Raw genomic sequence first — 18,934 nt, 5'->3', positions numbered from 1 at the left:
AAAATCATCAAATCAAAAGCATGAAAAAATCAATTTTAAGCCTTATTTTATTTTTATTTATGATGACACCCTCGTTTTCCAGCGAACTTATAGATGTAGTCAACGCATTTCAGGCAGATAAAACTGCCCTGCAGAATTTTTATTCCAATAATGAATCGGAGGAATATTATGTTCGGTTTTCTAAATTTTATGCAGATTGGTCTAAAACAGTAAAAAATATTGATTTTAAAAATTTATCTAAAGACGGAAAAGTAGATTATTTACTATTACAAAATTTGATTGATAAAGGAGATTATTTTTTACAAATCGAATACAGAGCATACAAAGAAGTGGCTTCGGTATTGGATTTTACAGATGAAATCAATCTTTTTATAACCGAAAGACGAAGAGGAAAACGGCCCGTTGCGAGTCAATTGGCAAAAGCATTTGATGTTGCCGGAATTACGATTGATAAAAAAACAGAACAGCTGAAAAATAAACCTTTCAAAGACTGGTTTGCTGCCGATAAAGCTTCAAAAATAGTTTCGTCTTTTGAAAAATCATTAAAAGAAGCTTATGAATTTTATTATAGCTACGATCCCGATTTTACCTGGTGGATGGAAAAACCGTATAAGAAACTATCGGAGAAACTCAAAGTCTACGAGGATTTTCTAAGAACCAATTATTCTAAAACAAGTTTAAAAGATGACGGAAGCGGCATTATTGGAAAACCAATTGGAAGAGATGCTATAATCAAAAGTTTGTCTTATGAATATATTCCGTATTCTCCTGAAGAATTAATTGCCGCTGCGCAGAATCAATTTGAGTGGTGTAAAAATGAAATGATCAAAGCTTCAGCCGAATTAGGTTACGGAAAAGACTGGAAAAAAGCATTAGAACATGTAAAAGATACTTATGTTCCGGCAGGAGAACAGCCTCAGGCCATAACAGATTTATACAATAAGTCGGTAAAATTTATTGAAGACAGGGATTTGATAACCTTTCCGGAACTGACCAAAGAAACCTGGCAGATGATCATGATGACACCGGAGCGTCAAAAAATAAATCCGTTTTTTACCGGAGGCTGGGAAATCAGTATTTCGTATCCGACTGAAGACATGGATCAGAAAGATAAATTGATGAGTATGCGTGGGAACAATCCTAATTTTTCTTTTGCAACCGTTCAGCATGAATTATTACCAGGACATAATCTGCAGTTTTTCATGAACAGCCGTTACAAATCGTACCGTCAGCCTTTTGATACGCCATTCTGGATGGAAGGCTGGGCTTTGTACTGGGAAATCAATCTTTGGAACAAACAATTTCCGCAGACACCGGAACAGAAATTAGGAATGCTGTTTTGGAGAATTCACCGCTGTGCCAGAATCATTTTTTCATTAAAATATCATTTAGGAGAAATGACGCCTCAGCAATGTATCAATTTATTAGTTAATGAAGTTGGTCATGAGTACGCAAACGCAGAAGCAGAAGTAAGGCGTTCCTTTGCCAGTGGAGACGCACCATTGTATCAGGTAGCTTATATGACGGGAGGATTACAGTTTTATGCTTTAAGAAACGAATTATTAGCAAAAGGATGGACAGAAAAACAGTTTCATGACCGGGTTTTAAGAGAAAATATAATGCCGGTAGAAATGCTCCGAATATTGTTAGAAGATTTACCCGTTGCTGAAGATTATAAAACAAACTGGAAGTTTTCGACTGATTTTAAATAGTAAAAAATATTTCTGAATAGCTTTTTATTCAGGTCTAAAAAATAACGAATTATGAAAAAAGTAAAAGTATTGGCTTTAATGATTTGCTGCTTCATCGCTTCAAACAATGTACAGGCGCAGGAATATTGGGATAAGATTAAAGCGAAGAAATCAACCCTCGAAACCGATAAGGGATTTACGACTTTAAACACGAAGTCTTTTGAACTAAAATTGGTAAAAGCATCACAAACTGTTGCGGCTTTGTCACCAATTTCAGAGAAAACCTTCGACTTTACACCGGGTGACCGTTTGGCAATTCGTGATAAAGATGGTTTATATCAATTAGGAGATATCAATCTTCGAATTAAAGCAACAGACGGAAGCTGGAAAAGCTATTCGACAGTTTCAAAAAGAGCAGCTGTAACGGCTTTAAATGTTTCCGGAACTGTTTTGGCAGGAGCCGATCTTTCGAATACACTGCCTGCTGATATTCCGGTAAGCATACAGCGTTTTTATGAAGAAAAGAACGGAAACCTGATTATGCGTTTCGAAATAAAAAACAAATCCAATGCAGCTGTAGAGATAGGAGCTTTGGGTATTCCAATGATTTTTAACAATATTCTTGAAGGTAAATCTTTAGACGAAACCCACCTTCACAATGTATTTTTTGATCCTTATATTGGTAAAGATGCCGGTTATCTGGAAGTAAAACGATTAAGTGGTCACGGACCTGCATTATTGCTGCTTCCTGAAGAAAATATGCCGTTTGAAGCCTATCGTCCTTTATTGGATGATGAAACCCCGAGAAGTATTGTCTTTGAAGGTTTTCACGAATGGATGCCGCTAAGTAAAGCGTATGCAGAGCAGGAATGGAAAAAAGCAGAACAATGGAATACGCCAACATCTCTAACCCTTCAGGCGGGTGAATCGAAAAGTTTTGCATTGAAATTTGTACTCGTAGATCAAATCAACAATATTCAGTCTGCTTTAGTTCAGAACGAACATACTTTGGCAGTTGGTGTTCCGGGTTATGTGTTACCGCTGGATGTGAACGGACAGCTTTTTCTGAAGTATAAAAAGGCAGTTAAATCTTTTAAAATTGAACCGGAAGGCGCTTTGACAGTAACCGAAAAATCAAAAAACAAGAACGGTTATTTTCAATATGCAGTACAGGGAAAAAAATGGGGAAGAGCCCGATTAACGGTAACCTACGAAGATGGTCTAGAGCAAACCATCAATTATAAAGTCATCAAATCAGAAACCAATACAGTGGCTGATTTTGGACATTTCTCGACAACAGCACAATGGTTTGATGAAAAAAATGATCCTTTTCATAGAAATCCTTCTGTAATTTCATACGATTATGAAACAAAAAAACAAGTTAGTCAGGACAGTCGTGTCTGGATTGCGGGTCTAAGTGATGAAGGCGGAGCAGGTGGCTGGTTAGGAGCAATTATGAAACAATTGATTGATCCGAAAAAAGAAGAAATACAAAAACTGGAACGGTTTGTAGATAAAACATTGTGGGGCGGAATTCAGTACAATACTGCCGATACGCTGAAATACGGTGTTAAAAAAAGTGTTTTTTATTACGAGCCAAAATTAATGCCGGAAGGAACCTACAGCAAAGATGTAAACTATAAAACCTGGGCTGCATGGGACAAAAAAGGTTCTGATGATCCGGGAAGATCCTACAACTATCCGCACGTGGCCGCTGCACACTGGACGATGTACCGTCTGGCCAGATATCACGATGGTTTAGTAACCAATCATCCCTGGGACTGGTATCTGAAAAATGCTTATGAAACCAGTATTGCAATGACCACATTAGCGCCATATTATGCGCAGTTTGGACAAATGGAAGGAACGGTGTTTTTATTGATTTTAAAAGATTTAAAAACGGAAGGATATACAGAAATGGCCAATAATCTGGAAGCAAAAATGAAATTGAGAGCCGATCATTGGAGAACATTAAATTATCCTTTTGGAAGCGAAATGCCCTGGGATTCTACAGGACAGGAAGAAGTATACATGTGGTCAGATTATTTTGGATATACTGATAAAGCAAAGGTTACGCTTGATGCAATCCTGGCTTATATGCCTACGATGCCACATTGGGCGTATAATGGTAACGCCCGCAGGTATTGGGATTTTCTATACGGAGGAAAATTATCAAGAGTAGAGCGTCAGATTCATCATTATGGTTCGGCACTGAATGCGATTCCGGTTTTGGAACAGTATAAAAAAACACCGGATGATTTTCATTTGCTAAAAGTAGGTTACGGAGGATTATTAGGCGGAATTTCAAATATCACTCAGGATGGTTTCGGGCCTGCTGCTTTTCATTCATATCCTGAAACGTTGCAGATTGATTATTTATCAGGAGATTATGGTTCCGGTTTCTTTGGTTATGCGGTCAATACGGCTACATTTATTACCAATGAAAAAGAATATGGCTGGCTTGCTTTTGGAGGTAATGTAAAAGAAAAAGGAGATGAGGTTGAGGTAGAAATTACAACAGCGGCAAAATCTAAAGTGTTTATTGCGCCTAAAAAAATAGGGTTAACATTAGATGCAGGAACTTTTAATAAAGTAACTTACAATAGTAAAACAGGTGCCATCACTATTACTTTAGATGCAAAAACGGCTTATACTCCAAATGCTTATTTAAGAGTAGATCAGGAGGTAAAACTGCCTTACGAAAAAGTGAGAGGTGCTTACAAAATTGCGTTGAAAAGCAAGCCTATTCAAATTAAATTATAATATGGAATGAATCAAAAATCAAAAACACCTTTCTTGAAAAAAGTACTATTTGTTGTATTTGTATTACTGGTTAGTTTAAATTCAGTTGGTCAAAAGTTTGACAAATATTTCCCTAAAAAAGACCTGACAACGGTTGGGGTCTACTATTATCCTGAACATTGGGATGAAAGTCAATGGGACCGTGATCTGAAAAAAATTGCCGAAATGGGTTTTGAATTCACTCATTTTGCAGAATTTGCCTGGGCACAGTTAGAACCGCAAGAAGGTGTTTATGATTTTAAATGGCTGGATAAAGCAGTAGAAATTGCTGTAAAATATAAATTAAAAATTGTGATGTGCACTTCGACAGCAACGCCTCCGGTTTGGCTTGTCAGAAAGCATCCCGATATACTTGCAACCTATGAAGATGGTACAAAAACAGATCATGGTTCGAGACAGCACGCATCGTTTTCAAGTAATTATTATCGTAGCTATTCGATGAAAATGATTGAACAATTGGCAAAAAAATACGGCAATAATAAAAATATAATAGGCTGGCAGGTAGACAATGAACCGGCGCGTTTTCTGGATTATGGCAAAGATGCACAACAGCGTTATCGTAACTGGTTAAAGGAAAAATATAAAAACATTAACGCCCTGAATGATGCCTGGGGAAATAAATTCTGGAGCGGTATTTACGGTAGTTTCGATGAGATTAATATTCCGCTGCACAAAGAGTGGGGAATGAACTTGCATTCACAATTAGATCATTACCGATTTGCCGATGAGGAAACTGCAACTTTTTTGGATGAACAAGCCATTACAATTCGCAAATATGTGAGTAAAGACCAATGGATCACTTCTAATTACAGATCCAATTATAATGAAAGTTTCGTTGGAATGAGCAAGGAACTGGATTTTGATTGTTACACCCGTTATTTAGTATATGGAGGAAGTCTGGGAATCGGAAAAAATGGGTACCGTTTAGGAGATTATACCGCTATCGGAATGGCGAATGATTTTTTCAGACCGCTCAAAGGCATGTATGGCTGTATGGAACTGCAGCCGGGACAAGTAAACTGGGGAAGTATTAATCCGCAGCCTTTACCAGGCAGTGTACGTATGTGGTTGTGGCATGTTTTTGCCGGAGGAAGTAAGTTTGCTTGTACCTATCGTTTTCGCGCGCCTTTGTACGGATATGAGCAGTATCACTACGGTATAGTTGGTACAGATGGCGTAACACCAACTCCGGGAGGTGAAGAATTTAAGCAGTTTATAAAAGAAATTAATACACTTCGAAAAAAATACGATGCCAAATCAAAATTGCCGGAATACTATTTAAAACGTAAAACGGGAATTCTCTTCAATGCCGATAATGTAATGGGTATTGAGCTAAACAAACAGACAAAAGAGTGGAATACGATTGGCCATTTTTTAAAATATTATAAAGCCGCAAAATCTATTGGTGCTCCGGTTGATTTTGTCCGGGATACGGCTAATTTCTCCAATTATCCTTTTTTAATCGTACCTGCTTATCAAATGATTGATCAAAAAATGATTGATAAACTGACTTTGTATGCTAAAAACGGAGGAAATTTAATCATGAGCTGCCGATCCGGAATTCAGAATCGTCAGGGACATCTTTGGGAAGCTAAATTTTATGAGCCCATGTGGAATTTAATTGGCTCTCAAATAGACTCGTATGATTTACTAATGCCGCAATCTCCGGGTATTATAAAATTTAATAATCAGGAATTTGGCTGGACAAGCTGGGGCGATTTACTGAAACCCAATAAAGAAACAGACGTTTGGGGAACTTACGAGGGTGATTTTTACGCTGGAACGCCAACTGTTATTTCACGTAATTTAGGTAAAGGAACAGTAACGTATGTTGGTGTAGATTCGAAAAATGGAGATTTAGAGAAACAAGTAGTAAGGAAGCTGTACCAAAAACAAAATGCTGCTATAGAAGATTATCCAGAAGGAGTTATGGTAGAATATCGTGACGGATTTGGTATAGCTGTCAATTATTCGGATAAAATTTACAACATTAATTTACCGGAAAGTGCCCAAATTATTATAGGAACAAAAGCCATAAAAACCGCTGATGTACTGGTTTGGAAGTATTAAAGAGAAACGTTGAGTGAAATTTTTAACACATAGAAACATAGAATTTAGAAAGTTTAAAAAAGGCGTTTCACTTTTTTAAACAAACATAGTCAGTCGAGTTGACTATGTGTGGGAAACTAGTTTCTTTTGAGCTTCTTTTTAGATAAAGAAAAACTATGTTTCTATGTGTTTAATTAAAGATAAGTAATTGCGCACAAAATGAATTAATTGATTTTTTGTCAGTCTGAGCGGAGTCGAAGCTCCTTTTTATGTAAAAAAGCCTTCGACGAAGTTTGTCCTGAGCGAAGCTGAATAGGCTTAGGATACGACACATTGATTTATGAAAAAGCATTAAAATACTTTACACAAATTAATTTACAAATAATACAATGCTGAAAAACAAACTGCTATATAGTCTCGTCATATTTGTTTTTGCGACAAGTACTTTCGCTCAAAAAGATATTGATGTAAACAGTCCCGGAGCAGGAAATCCTATTTTACCGGGCTGGTTTGCTGATCCAACGATTAAAAAGTTTGGTGATACTTATTACATCTATGCCACGACAGATAATGAAATGCTGGCATCAGGTGCTCCGACGGTCTGGTACAGTAAAGATTTTAAAAACTGGTACAATTACATCATGGAAATCCCGTCTTTTTCAGCAAAATCGATTACCAATTTTTGGGCTCCGGATATCCTTCAGGGAAATGATGGCAGGTATTATTTGTATTTTGGAAACTGTGAAATAGGCTGTAATATTTATGGTTATGTTTCAGACTCATCCGTTGGACCCTGGAAAAAATTAAGCGAAAACGACACTCCGGTAATTTCGAACGGATATCCAAGAGAAAATTTTCCATCGCTTGATGCACAGTTTTTTCAGGACTCAGATGGTAAAATATATGGTTATTGGGGAACCTGGGTACATTACAATGGAGGTTACGCCGTTGGGGAATTAAACCAAAAGAATATGAGCGAAATGGTTCATTCTAAAAATATTCCTTTAGCTCAGACTCCCGCTCCGTTTGAAGCCGCTTATATGATGAAAAAAGGCTCAAAATATATTCTCATGTATTCCGGAGCATCTTGTCATGATGAAACGTATAATGTTCGTTATTCGTATTCAGATTCTCCTTATGGTCCTTTTACACCCGGAAAAAACAATCCGATTTTAAGTACCAATGAAAATCAAACCGTTCATGGTCCGGGACATCATTCTGTTTTACAGGAAAATGACGATTATTACATTGTCTATCACAAACACGATTATCCGATGACCAGAGGCGGACTGGCAAGACAAGTCTGCATTGATAAAATGATTTTTGAAAACGATTCTACCATTCAAAAAGTAGTGCCTTCGAGTAAAGGAATAAAAGATGTATTAAAATCAGAGGTTCCGAAAAATATTGCTTTTCAGGCCAAAACATCGGCATCTTCATTTTATCATTTAAAATCTACTCAGTATGATTATGAGTACGGGCCATCCTTTGCAACTGATGATAATAATGCAACGCTATGGAAAGCGGCTGATAATACTTCACCTCAATATTTAATTATCGATTTGGGTGCTGAGAAGAAAGTAAAAAGAGTAATGACCCAGTTTGAATTTGCGAGTTATTATTATCAATATAAACTGGAGTATTCTGCTGATGGAAAAAGGTGGAATTTATATGCCGATAAATCTAAAAACCGTACAGCCGGAAGCCCGATGATTGATGATAATGATGTTACGGCACGTTATCTAAAACTGACTGTTTTAGCCACAGAAAAAACCGGACTTTATGCAGCTGTCTGGAATATTAAAGTATATAGTTCTTTATTTGACCTTCCGTTGCAATTGTATAATGCAGCATCAAAAACAAGTCCGGCGGTAAAAAGTTCTAAGAAACTATTAGTAGATTTTGATGCCAATAAAATTCAAACTAATTCAGCCATAAATTCTGTTTCTAATAAAGGATCGATCGGAGGAATTTTTACAAAAAATGGTGATGTTTCTTTAGAAAAAGTAGACGGAATTAAAGCTTTTCATTTTAAAAATGGTGCTTTTACTTTAGATAAAGCAGTACCAAAAAGCTTAGCATGGAATGGCTCTTACACCATTGCAGCCTGGGTTAAGAATCCTGAAATAGCAAAAGAAGGAGAAATTTTGGCTTCGTGGTGTGACAGAACCGAATTTGGTCTGGCAAATTCATACAATGCATTGGCATATAATAGCGGGAATTATGGTGCAGGAGTTCATTTAGACGGTCATTTTGATATGAAGTATGCCAAAGTTCCCGAAGCCAATAAATGGCATCATATTGTTTTGACTTTTGATGGCGTTGTGGAGAAAGTTTATGTAGACGGTGTTTTAGATAATTCGCAAAGTATGCTTTTGTCCTCGGCGATAGATAAAGCCAAAATTATAATTGGTTCATCCGACATCGGAGAAAATTTCACAGGTTTTATAGCTTCATTGCGTATGTATGATTATGCGCTTACACAGGAAGATTTGCTTAAACTGATGAAACAGACAAAACCTGGCGCAGAATAATTTTTTCAACTTTATAACTTAAAAAATGACAAAAGGTATAGGCGGATCAAGCGCTGAAATCGAATTAGAAAAAATAGAAAACAGAACTCAGGATGTTCAGCCTATTCAATTAGAAGAATATCAGGAACGCATCAAAAAGGCAGTAAGCTTAATGAAAAAGCTTTCTGTTAAAGCATTGTATCTTAACGCCGGAACGAATTTGTATTATTTTACCGGAACGCTTTGGAGTGCTTCAGAAAGAATGGTGGGAGCGATACTTTTTGATGACGGCTCTTTAGAATATATAGTTCCAAAATTTGAAGAAGGAACTTTTAAAAAATACATGAAAGTTCAGTCGGCTATTAATTGTTGGGAAGAACATGAATCTCCTTATATTTTGTTTGGACAGTTATTAGCCGCTAAAAATGTTTCCGGGCAAATTGCTATTGATGAATCTGCAGCTTATTTTTTAGTGGATGGAATTTCAAAAGCAAATACTTCTTATGATTTTATAACAGCACAAAATATTACATCTGCCTGCCGGATGCAAAAGTCTAAAAATGAAATTGCCATCATTCAAAAAGCAAAAGACATTACAATTGAAGTGCAAAAAGCCGCAGCAAAAATATTAAGACCCGGAATTACGGTTAGCGAAGTAACAGATTTTATCAATAAAGCCCATATCAAAGCGGGAATAAATTCGGGCTCTTATTTTTGTATTGTTTTGTTTGGCGATGATACACAATATCCTCATGGCGTTTCGGTTCCTCAGCCTTTAAAAGAAAATCAGGCTGTTATTATTGATACAGGCTGCAGATTAGAAGGTTATCTCTCTGATATTACAAGATCGTATGTGTACGGTGAACCTTCAAAAGAATACAGAACGATCTGGAATTTAGAAAAGAAAGCACAGCTTGCAGTTTTTGAGGCCGCACAGCTTGGTTCTTCATGCGGCTCGGTTGATGATGCTGCCCGAAAAATTTTGGCGGAAGCCGGATTAAGCCCAGATTATGATTTACCGGGATTGCCGCACAGAGTAGGACACGGAACAGGATTGGACATTCACGAATATCCGTATTTAGTCCGCGGAAGCGAAATAAAATTACTTGAAGGAATGGTAGTAAGCAATGAACCTATGATTTGTATTCCGGGAAAATTTGGAATCAGACATGAGGATCATTTTTATATGACTGAAAACGGTCCAAAATGGTTTACTACGCCAATGTACAGTCTGGAAAATCCTTTTGGATATTAAAAACATTTAAAAAAAGACAGATGAAGCGATTACTATTTTTATTAACGCTAATTATTTATTCAGTTATGGAGGCACAGGATGGAGCACTGATAAGTATTGAAACTGAAACTTCGGCTTTGGTTTTAAAAGTAGGTAAAAACAAAAAGCTGTACCAAACCTATTTTGGAACAAGGTTGAATAATGGTTCAGAATATGAATTCATTTCAAAAGAAAACACAAAAAAGTTCGTCATCAATGACGGAAATCCTTTAATTGACCTTCGTCATTCGGCTTACCCTACTTTTGGTACCAATAATTTATTTGAGCCTGCTATTAGAATGACTCATAATGACGGGAATCCTTCATTGGAACTGGAATATCAAAGTTATTCCACGGAGAAAATCGATGAGAATACCGCGGAAACTATTATTAAATTAAAAGATCCGCAGTATCCTGTTTTTGTTACGCTTCATTACAAAACATTCCATAAAGAAAATATAATCGAATCGTGGTCGGAAATACAGCATCAGGAGAAAAAATCAGTAATGCTTTATAACTATGCTTCATCAGCCTTGCATTTAGATGCTGATAAATATTGGCTGACTCAGTTTTACAGCGATGTTGTCGAAGAGATGCGAATGGAAGAAAGTCAGCTTACGAGAGGAAGTAAAGTTATCGACTCAAAATTAGGTGTCAGAACCAATATGTTTGCTGCACCGAGTTTTTTTCTTTCGTTAAATTCTAAATCAGGCGAAAATACAGGCGAAGTCATTGCAGGTTCAATTGCCTGGTCAGGAAATTTTAAATTCACATTTGATATTGACAATAATAACGAATTAAGGATTATTTCTGGAATTAATGAATTTGCGTCTGAATACAATTTAGAACCCGGAACCGTATTTAAAACACCTTCTTTTATTTACACTTTTTCGAATCAGGGAAAAGGGCAGGCAAGTCGAAACCTGCATGACTGGGCAAGAAAGCACGGTCTTAAAGATGGAGAAAAACCTCGTTTGACTTTACTGAACAATTGGGAAACTACTTTTTTCGATTTCGATCAGACAAAACTGAGCAATATGTTTGAAGATGCCAAAACGCTGGGTGTCGATATGTTTTTGCTTGATGACGGCTGGTTTGGTAATAAACATCCAAGAAGCGGCTCTACTTCGGGCTTGGGAGACTGGCAGGCAACCAAAACAAAACTTCCTGACGGAATTGGTTTTTTAATGCAAAAAGCAAAAGAAACCAATGTAAAATTTGGTATCTGGATTGAACCGGAAATGATCAACGAAAAAAGCGAGCTGTACGAAAAACATCCGGATTGGGTATTAACACTGCCAAATAGAGAAAAAAGTCTTTACAGAACGCAGCTGGTTCTGGATTTGTGCAATCCAAAAGTACAGGATTTTGTTTTTAAGGTCGTAGATGATATCATGCAAACCGAATCAGGTGTGGCCTTTTTTAAATGGGACTGCAACCGCATGATGACAAGTGCTTATTCTAATTATTTAAAAAATCAGCAGTCACATTTATTTATTGAATATACAAAAGGGCTATATAAAGTTTTAGACAAAATAAAGTCTAAATATCCAAACCTGCCTATGATGCTTTGCGCAGGTGGAGGAGGAAGGGTAGATTATGGTTTGCTGAACTATTTTACGGAGTTTTGGGCAAGTGACAATACAGATCCTTTTGACCGTATTTTTATTCAATGGGGATATTCTAATTTTTACCCGGCGCTGGCGGTTTGTAATCACGTTACTTCGATGGGAAATCAATCCATAAAATTCAGGACAGATGTGGCGATGATGGGAAAATTGGGCTTTGATATTCACGTAGGAGGTTTAAAAGAAGATGAGTTGAAATATACTCAGGAAGCAGTAGCTAATTACAAAAGACTGAGCCCCGTAATCTGGAAAGGTGATTTGTATCGCTTGGTTTCGCCTTACGAAGACAGCCGGGCAGTACTGATGTATGTCAATGAAAATAAAACCCAATCGGTACTGTTTTCGTATACACTTCATCCTTTAACCGACCCTAATTATGGTTTGGTGAAACTAAACGGACTTGATCCTGCTAAGCGTTATCAGGTAAAAGAAATCAATATTATGCCAAAAGGAAAAGCTGTTTTTGAAGAATCAGGAACTGTTTTTTCAGGTGATTTTTTAATGAAAATTGGATTGAAAGTTTCGTCTTCCAAAGGAGAAAACAGCGTTGTACTTGAGATTACTGAAATTTAGCCGAAGACATTGTACTAATTTATTCTTTTATGAGTAAGGCTTTCAACAATCTTTTAGCTTCTTCATTGCTTTCATCAAGTTGTAAAGACTTTTCTAATTGCCTGACAGCCTTTTTTTGCTCTCCGAGTTCGAAACAGCTTTTTCCGTAGAGGTAATACATTAGTGAAGTTGGGTATTTCTGAATTAGTTTTTCTGAAATTTTGACTGCTTTTTCAGTCTGGCCGATATTAAGCATCATCAATAAAGCACTTGACCAGTCTTTCTCTGTAAATGTATTTTCGTCAATCATGCCTTTTAAATCCGGATGATTTTTTAAAATATAAAAAGCAGGAAGATTTTCTTTCCATGCCGGATTTTCAGCCAGACCTTTTTTAATGTAGACAATCGCTTCTTTTTCTTCTCCGTATAAAAGATAAGCCATTGCAATTTTGCTGTAAATGCCATTCCATCCTTCTGTCATAACTTTTGCTTCGTTGAGCAGTTTCTGGCCACGTTCGGCATTTTTATTTCGAAATGCATAAACTGCCTGATTGAGACGAATTCTTCCGTAGTGATAATTTAATAGTTTTTGAAGATCCTGAAACGGTTCAGCAGCATGATCTACCCGAAGGTCAATATTGTTGTACCATTCGTTATGAATTCCTTTTACCATTAATGCCGCTGACTGTTTTCCCTGGATCTGCCCACCGGTGTTCTGACCGGCTATCAGGCTTTTTAAAAGTTTTTCAGCAAGCGTTCCTTTGGCATTTTTGTAAGTTTCAGACATCGTTTCTAATACTCCGTCTGCCAATTGGTTGCCTATTACCACAAATTTATCTCCGGTCAGATGTGAAGATGTTCCTTTCCAGTATTTTAATGCAGAACCGGTAAAAGCATATACGTTTCCATTAGCATCTATGCCTGAAACCTGACGATAAAACCATTCTTCGTCTTTTTCTTTAGTAAGGTTAATAGCTTCTTCGATTGATTTTCCGGACAGGAGATATCCGAATCCGTTTGAAGCGTAAGCGGGCTCTGTTTCTGCAATGACGGAAAAAGCACCAATTCCGGGCTTTATATAGATAGTCGAATTACCTACACAAAGGTTGTTGGTAGCAACCGCAATTCCCCATTCCTGCGCATTTTCGTCATAAGCCAGAATTGAAAAGGTCGCATTGATATTCTTTTCTAAAAGCAGGCTTGGCAGGTTTTGTGCTTGGCATTTTACAGAAAGGTAAAAAATAAAGAATGCATATATAAACGATTTCATTCAGCTTAAGTTTTATAATTTCTAAGAAAATTGATTTACGGATTTAAAACTGCAGGCAAAAGATAATTAGAGACTATTTTATAGACTTGCGAATGAGCATACGGCTGATTATAGGCTGTTGCGGTAACCACAATTACCAAAGGCAGGTTTTGAAAAACATATACTTTATTTCCTCCGTTTCCACTGCAGGCATAAGCCTCGTATTTTTTATTGTTTATTTCAAAAACTTCTTTCCAAAACAAATATCCATAACCGGGAACATTTTCAGCATTTGGAAAATAATTGGTAAACGATTTTTCGACCCATTCTTTTGGTAATATTTGCTTGTCTTTCCATTTCCCTTGGTTTTGATATAACTGACCGTATTTTGCCAGATCAAGGGTTCTCAATCCTAAGCCTCCCGCTGTATTGGCTACTTTTTGCGGAGTATACTGCCATTTATAATTCTGTATTCCTAACGGATTAAACAACTTTTTTTCGGCATAAGCTTCAAGTCCGTCGGGAACTTTTTGATGCAGTACATCACCAATTACAACAATTCCGGCAGTAAAATAATCCCATTGAGCACCATTTTTTTTATTCGGATCGACAGAAAGATTCAATGCAAACTTTACCCAGTTATCTGTTGGATACATATTCTCTTCGTTGCCTGGTGAGTCAGAATTAAAATCGGATCCGTCAAAAGCAGAACTCATCGTCAGCAAATTTTTCAAAGTAATGCTGTCCTTTCGAATAGAATAATTATCGAAATTCTTCAGATTATAAAATTGCGTCAGCGGTTGATTTTCATCTTTAATAAAACCTTCCTTAATTGCGATTCCGGTCATGGTAGAAGCAAACGATTTTCCGACTGAACGGGTATCGTGAAGAGAATTGCGATCCGCCCCGTTAAAATATTCTTCAAGCAACAGTTTTCCGTCTTTGATAATTGCAAAGCTGGTAATGTTTTTGAAACGTTTTTCGAGTATTCTTCCATTCAGTTCCTCTATCAGTTTAGTGTCGAATTTGATTGAAGAAAGATTCCAGTCACTTCCGCTGGCTATTGGCTGCACTGCGATTTGTTCTTTTGTCCAATTGATAACTGGCGTTGTAAAATTAAGTTCACCTTCAGCAATCAGTTTACCGGTTTTGATGCCATTTGTTGATTTAAGATAGGGGCGAATTTCTATTTTCAATGTATGTTTGCCTCCGTAAAGGGCATCTTCACCGCCTTTAGCATAAAAAAATCTTCCCCATAAATACCTTCCCCAATTGTCTTCTCCGTTTGAACTGATAAACGGAATTCGAAAACTGATCCATTGATTTTTGCTTTGTAAAGTTCCGGCTCCGGTATTGAGATTTTCTGTATAAATAAGTTTTCCGTCTCCGTAAAAAGAAAACTGAAAATTTCCGTTTTTAACTAATTCCTCAACGCTTAGCGAATTGTCAAGTTCATGAAGATAATTGGTTAGTGAATTAGCTAAAAAAATACGTGCATCCAGTATATTGCCTTCTTTTAGTTCAAACGTATTTATAAAATCATTGGCTGAGGTTTGTTCAATTGCAAGTGGTTTGGAAAGAAAAACTATCTTTCCGGAGTATTGCGGATACAATGAAGAGTTAATTTTATCAGGATTTACAATGTTTTGTGCGGATATAAAATGTATTCCAAGAAGACTTATTAAAACCGTTAGTAATGTTTTCATATTTTATAATTTTTGTAAACATAATAATATCAAAAGGGTGTTTATAGAACAGAATTAACATTAGCGCAGAAAACATTTTCGATACTCCAAAGGTGTTAATCCGATATTTTCTTTGAAACAACGATTGAAGTGGCTCTGATCTGAAAAACCCGCATCTAAAGCAATTTCAACAAGTGATTTATTGTGATGTGATAATAAAGCGAGGGATTTTTCTACTTTTATTTTTCGAAGATATTCTCCCAAAGAACAGCCAAAAAATTTAGGAAAATAACGGGACAAATGAACAGGATGCAGATCAAATAGTTCAGACAGATAAGAAAGTGAAAGGTTTTTATGTGTTTCTTCGTGAAGTAATTCCCGTAAAGAATTGACCCAAAAAGGAGCAGGCCCGGTTTGTATTTTGTTCTGCGATTTTAGATTATCAAATGCTCCTAAAAGAAGACTTTCTGTTGCTAACTGGCACGTGTTTTCCTGAAGAAGGCTTTCCCTGAAAAGTTTATAGAAAATCAATTTTACATCCGGATTTTTAATGGCAAAACTTCCCTGAAGATCATAGGTGTCAAGCCCCCATTGGCTGAGCCATTTCTGTTCAATTTCAATCTGAAAACCGCGGGTAAATCCGGGAGGTTTAATATTATAATGTGCATCATCCCAATTATGAAACAGTAAAGAACCTGCTGAACAATGGTAGATTTCCTTTCGGTTTCCTTCCAGAACATTTCCTTGCAGTATAAAAGTAAAATAGGGATTTTCATGATAATGCCAGTCTACTTTTTCATGGGTATATTCGGTATCGGTTAAGGTAAGACCATTAAAATTAATCCTTCTGTTGGTTTCTCCAAAAAATTGACCTTTAGATAATGACTGCATAGTAACAAGTTGGGATTAGAAAGAATAATGAAGGTTTTAAAACAGTCTAATTTATTGATTATGATAATATAATAGACATCAATGTTTGTGAAATGTTACAAATTTATAATTTGATTTATAAGTTTTTTAGAATCTGCTTCAATTGAATCTGAATTTTGACATTGTAATTGCTATTGAACAAAAATGCAGCTCTTTTGGAACTGCATTTTTGTTAGTAAATAATTATATGTCAAATTATTAGTTTATTTTCTTTCGACAAGAATTTCAACAGGAATTGATCCTTGTATTAAACCTTCAACATCTGCTTTTATAGTAATGATACCTTTGTCTTTGGCAGCTTTTATAATGGCAATTGCTTTTCCCTGATAGGCTCTTGTTGCAGAACCCTGATAACCTTCGTGACTGATGATATTGCCGTTGTCGACAGCAATAATTTTACCCGAATCCGTGATTGTAAACTTAATCAGATTATCAGCATTTGCACATCTGACTCCTTTTTCATCTACAATTGTAGCAGTAATAAAAGAAACATCATCCCAGTTTTTTGCTACCGAAGAATTGCTTTTAGTCAGGATAATTTTTGCAGGTTTTCCGGCAGAAGTATGTTCTTCCTGAGCCACAACTTTTCCGTTGTTTTTTCCAATAGCTTTTATAGTTCCTTCTTCAAAAGTAACATTCCATTCTCTTGGTGAATCATCAGCTGGTTTTTGCAAAGAACCTAATGATTTATCGTTAAGAAAAAGCTCAACTTCATCGCAATTACTGTAAACATTTACTTTGGCATTGTCATACGTGTCAAAATCATTTGGTGTCCAGTCGGCAACCCAGAAACCCGCTCCCGCATTATCTGATTTTCTCACAATGTGCACAACAGGTTCAGGTGACCACCAGCTGTCTCTTTGTAAAGATTGTTGTTTCCAGTTTCCGGCTCTGTCAAATAATCCCTGATTGTTGGTGGTTTCCGGCCAGTCAGCTTCGCCTAAATAATCGTAGCCCGTCCATAAAAATTGCCCGGCCATATACGGTTTGTCTCTTAAAGCAAGCCATTGGCTAATCACATGAGTGTTTTCGGTACCAATAACTTTCCATGTCGGATGTGCTTCGTGAGCAGCGATTAGTTCGTTTTCACGGTAATTTTGGCCTACAACATCCATCTGTTCTGCAAAACCGCTCAGGTAAACTTTGGAATTGGCAGGTCTGAAAAGAGCCATCGTAACAGGTCGGGTATTGTCGTATTTTTTTACCACATTTTCCTGTATTTTATAGGCTTTGTAACCTTCAGGATAACTAAGATTATCGTGAATTTCGTTTCCGATACTGTAAATTACAATTGACGGATGATTTCGGTCTCTCAAAATCATGTCTCGGGTATCTTGTTCCCACCAGTCTTTGAAGTATAAATTATATCCTTTTTCGCCGTTATGTTTAGCAGCTGTCCATGTATCAAAAGTTTCATCCATAACAACAAAACCCATTTGATCACACAAATCAAGAAACTCAGGAGCCACAGGATTATGTGAGGTACGGATTCCGTTTACGCCTACTTCTTTCAGTTTTTTAAGGCGTTCTTTCCAGACACCCAGCGGAACAGCAGCACCAACCGCTCCTCCGTCATGATGCAGGCAAACACCTTTTATTTTGTAATTTTTATTGTTTAGCCAAAAACCGGTATCGGCTCTAAATTCGGCATTTCTAATTCCGAAAGGAATTGTCTGATTATCGATAAGATTTTTTCCTGAATACAATTTGGTGTTAATTGTATATAAATAAGGAATTTCAATATCCCATAATTTCGGATTTAAAACTTCAATATCTTTTGATAAATTACTGGAAGTACTGGCAGCAATAGTTTCCTGGCTTTCAACAGATTTAATAACTTTTCCGATTTGGTCAATAATATCAATTTGTAATTTATATGCCCCTGCTGTTCCTTTGTTTTCAATTTCAGTTTTTATCTTCACTACAGCTTTTGGAGCAGTTGCATCAGGAGTTGTAATTTGTGTTCTCCATTGTTTAAAATGTGTTGAATTTACTGCAGTCAGCCGTACATGTCTGTAAATTCCGGCACCTGTATAATAACGGGATGCAGGCTGAATGGTATTATCTGCACGAACAGCAATTACGTTGTTTTTTCCTTTTCCAAAATTTAAATAAGAAGTAAGGTCATAACTGAAACTGATGTACCCATAAGGACGTTTACCCAAATGTTTACCGTTTATCCATACATCGCTGTTGGCCATCACACCGTCAAATTCTATTGAAAACAGTTTATTGGCATCAGCCGCATCCAATTGAAAGGTTTTGCGGTACCATCCCACACCTGAAGGCAGGTAGCCGCCTCCGCGTGCTGTTGGGTTTTCACGATCATAAGGGCCTTCGATGCTCCAGTCGTGTGGGACATCAAGTGTTCTCCAGGTTTTGTCGTTAAATTCGGGTTTCTCTGCACCTTCTGTTTCTCCTTTTGTAAATTGCCAGTCAGCATCAAAATTGATTGTTTTTCTGCCTTGAGAAAAGACCGCTGTTGTAGTAAATACTAAAAGAAATAAGAAGACGAGTTTAAATTGTGCCTCAGGTTTATTGAAATTTTTCATTTTGGCGGGG

10 protein-coding genes are annotated in these 18,934 nt (G+C 36.8%); 6 read left to right on the top strand and 4 right to left on the bottom strand.

Annotated features, from left to right (window positions below):
- The first annotated feature begins 20 nt into the window (after positions 1 to 20).
- The 6 genes from GWR14_RS14880 (at position 21) to GWR14_RS14855 (ending at position 12,529) form a co-directional block, all read left to right on the top strand.
- Positions 21 to 1,712, top strand: a complete 1,692-nt coding sequence (locus tag GWR14_RS14880) for a DUF885 family protein (RefSeq protein WP_163409861.1) — start codon at positions 21 to 23, stop codon at positions 1,710 to 1,712.
- A 51-nt stretch (positions 1,713 to 1,763) separates the two neighbouring features.
- On the top strand, positions 1,764 to 4,454 hold the full coding sequence (locus tag GWR14_RS14875) for a DUF5695 domain-containing protein (RefSeq protein WP_163409860.1): 2,691 nt from the start codon (positions 1,764 to 1,766) through the stop codon (positions 4,452 to 4,454).
- A gap of 33 nt (positions 4,455 to 4,487) precedes the next feature.
- A complete protein-coding gene (locus GWR14_RS14870; RefSeq protein ID WP_246236326.1) occupies positions 4,488 to 6,563 on the top strand; it encodes a beta-galactosidase in 2,076 nt (691 codons plus the stop codon).
- A 368-nt stretch (positions 6,564 to 6,931) separates the two neighbouring features.
- A complete protein-coding gene (locus GWR14_RS14865; protein ID WP_163409858.1) occupies positions 6,932 to 9,076 on the top strand; it encodes a family 43 glycosylhydrolase in 2,145 nt (714 codons plus the stop codon).
- A gap of 25 nt (positions 9,077 to 9,101) precedes the next feature.
- Entirely contained in the window at positions 9,102 to 10,310 is a 1,209-nt protein-coding gene (locus tag GWR14_RS14860; protein ID WP_163409857.1) for a M24 family metallopeptidase, read from the top strand.
- Between the two features lie 20 nt (positions 10,311 to 10,330).
- Positions 10,331 to 12,529: an alpha-galactosidase gene (locus tag GWR14_RS14855; protein ID WP_163409856.1), complete on the top strand. Its 2,199-nt coding sequence runs from the start codon at positions 10,331 to 10,333 to the stop codon at positions 12,527 to 12,529.
- Positions 12,530 to 12,548: 19 nt separating this feature from the next.
- Here GWR14_RS14855 and GWR14_RS14850 read toward each other — a convergent pair whose 3' ends face one another.
- From GWR14_RS14850 to GWR14_RS14835, 4 genes are all read right to left on the bottom strand, one after another.
- Positions 12,549 to 13,778 carry a DUF1028 domain-containing protein gene (locus GWR14_RS14850; RefSeq protein ID WP_163409855.1) on the bottom strand — a complete coding sequence of 410 codons (1,230 nt, stop codon included), beginning with the start codon at positions 13,776 to 13,778 and terminating at the stop codon, positions 12,549 to 12,551.
- 35 nt (positions 13,779 to 13,813) lie between these two features.
- Entirely contained in the window at positions 13,814 to 15,463 is a 1,650-nt protein-coding gene (locus tag GWR14_RS14845; RefSeq protein ID WP_163409854.1) for a serine hydrolase domain-containing protein, read from the bottom strand.
- Between the two features lie 60 nt (positions 15,464 to 15,523).
- Complete coding sequence (locus GWR14_RS14840; RefSeq protein WP_163409853.1) at positions 15,524 to 16,333, bottom strand: helix-turn-helix domain-containing protein; 810 nt, start codon at positions 16,331 to 16,333, stop codon at positions 15,524 to 15,526.
- Between the two features lie 242 nt (positions 16,334 to 16,575).
- A complete protein-coding gene (locus tag GWR14_RS14835; protein ID WP_163409852.1) occupies positions 16,576 to 18,924 on the bottom strand; it encodes a glycoside hydrolase family 2 TIM barrel-domain containing protein in 2,349 nt (782 codons plus the stop codon).
- Positions 18,925 to 18,934: the final 10 nt, after the last annotated feature.

Origin of the sequence: Flavobacterium ajazii, assembly GCF_010614725.1 — a bacterium.
Lineage (GTDB): Bacteria > Bacteroidota > Bacteroidia > Flavobacteriales > Flavobacteriaceae > Flavobacterium > Flavobacterium ajazii.
The sequence above is the reverse complement of the archived record's forward strand: the minus strand, read 5'-3'. Positions and strand labels throughout refer to the sequence as shown.

Coding starts and splice junctions, on each gene's coding strand:
- GWR14_RS14875 (WP_163409860.1), top strand. CDS start 1,764: ATGAAAAAAGTAAAAGTATTGGCTTTAATGATTTGCTGCTTCATCGCT.
- GWR14_RS14850 (WP_163409855.1), bottom strand. CDS start 13,778: ATGAAATCGTTTATATATGCATTCTTTATTTTTTACCTTTCTGTAAAA.
- GWR14_RS14855 (WP_163409856.1), top strand. CDS start 10,331: ATGAAGCGATTACTATTTTTATTAACGCTAATTATTTATTCAGTTATG.
- GWR14_RS14880 (WP_163409861.1), top strand. CDS start 21: ATGAAAAAATCAATTTTAAGCCTTATTTTATTTTTATTTATGATGACA.
- GWR14_RS14840 (WP_163409853.1), bottom strand. CDS start 16,333: ATGCAGTCATTATCTAAAGGTCAATTTTTTGGAGAAACCAACAGAAGG.
- GWR14_RS14865 (WP_163409858.1), top strand. CDS start 6,932: ATGCTGAAAAACAAACTGCTATATAGTCTCGTCATATTTGTTTTTGCG.
- GWR14_RS14845 (WP_163409854.1), bottom strand. CDS start 15,463: ATGAAAACATTACTAACGGTTTTAATAAGTCTTCTTGGAATACATTTT.
- GWR14_RS14860 (WP_163409857.1), top strand. CDS start 9,102: ATGACAAAAGGTATAGGCGGATCAAGCGCTGAAATCGAATTAGAAAAA.
- GWR14_RS14835 (WP_163409852.1), bottom strand. CDS start 18,924: ATGAAAAATTTCAATAAACCTGAGGCACAATTTAAACTCGTCTTCTTA.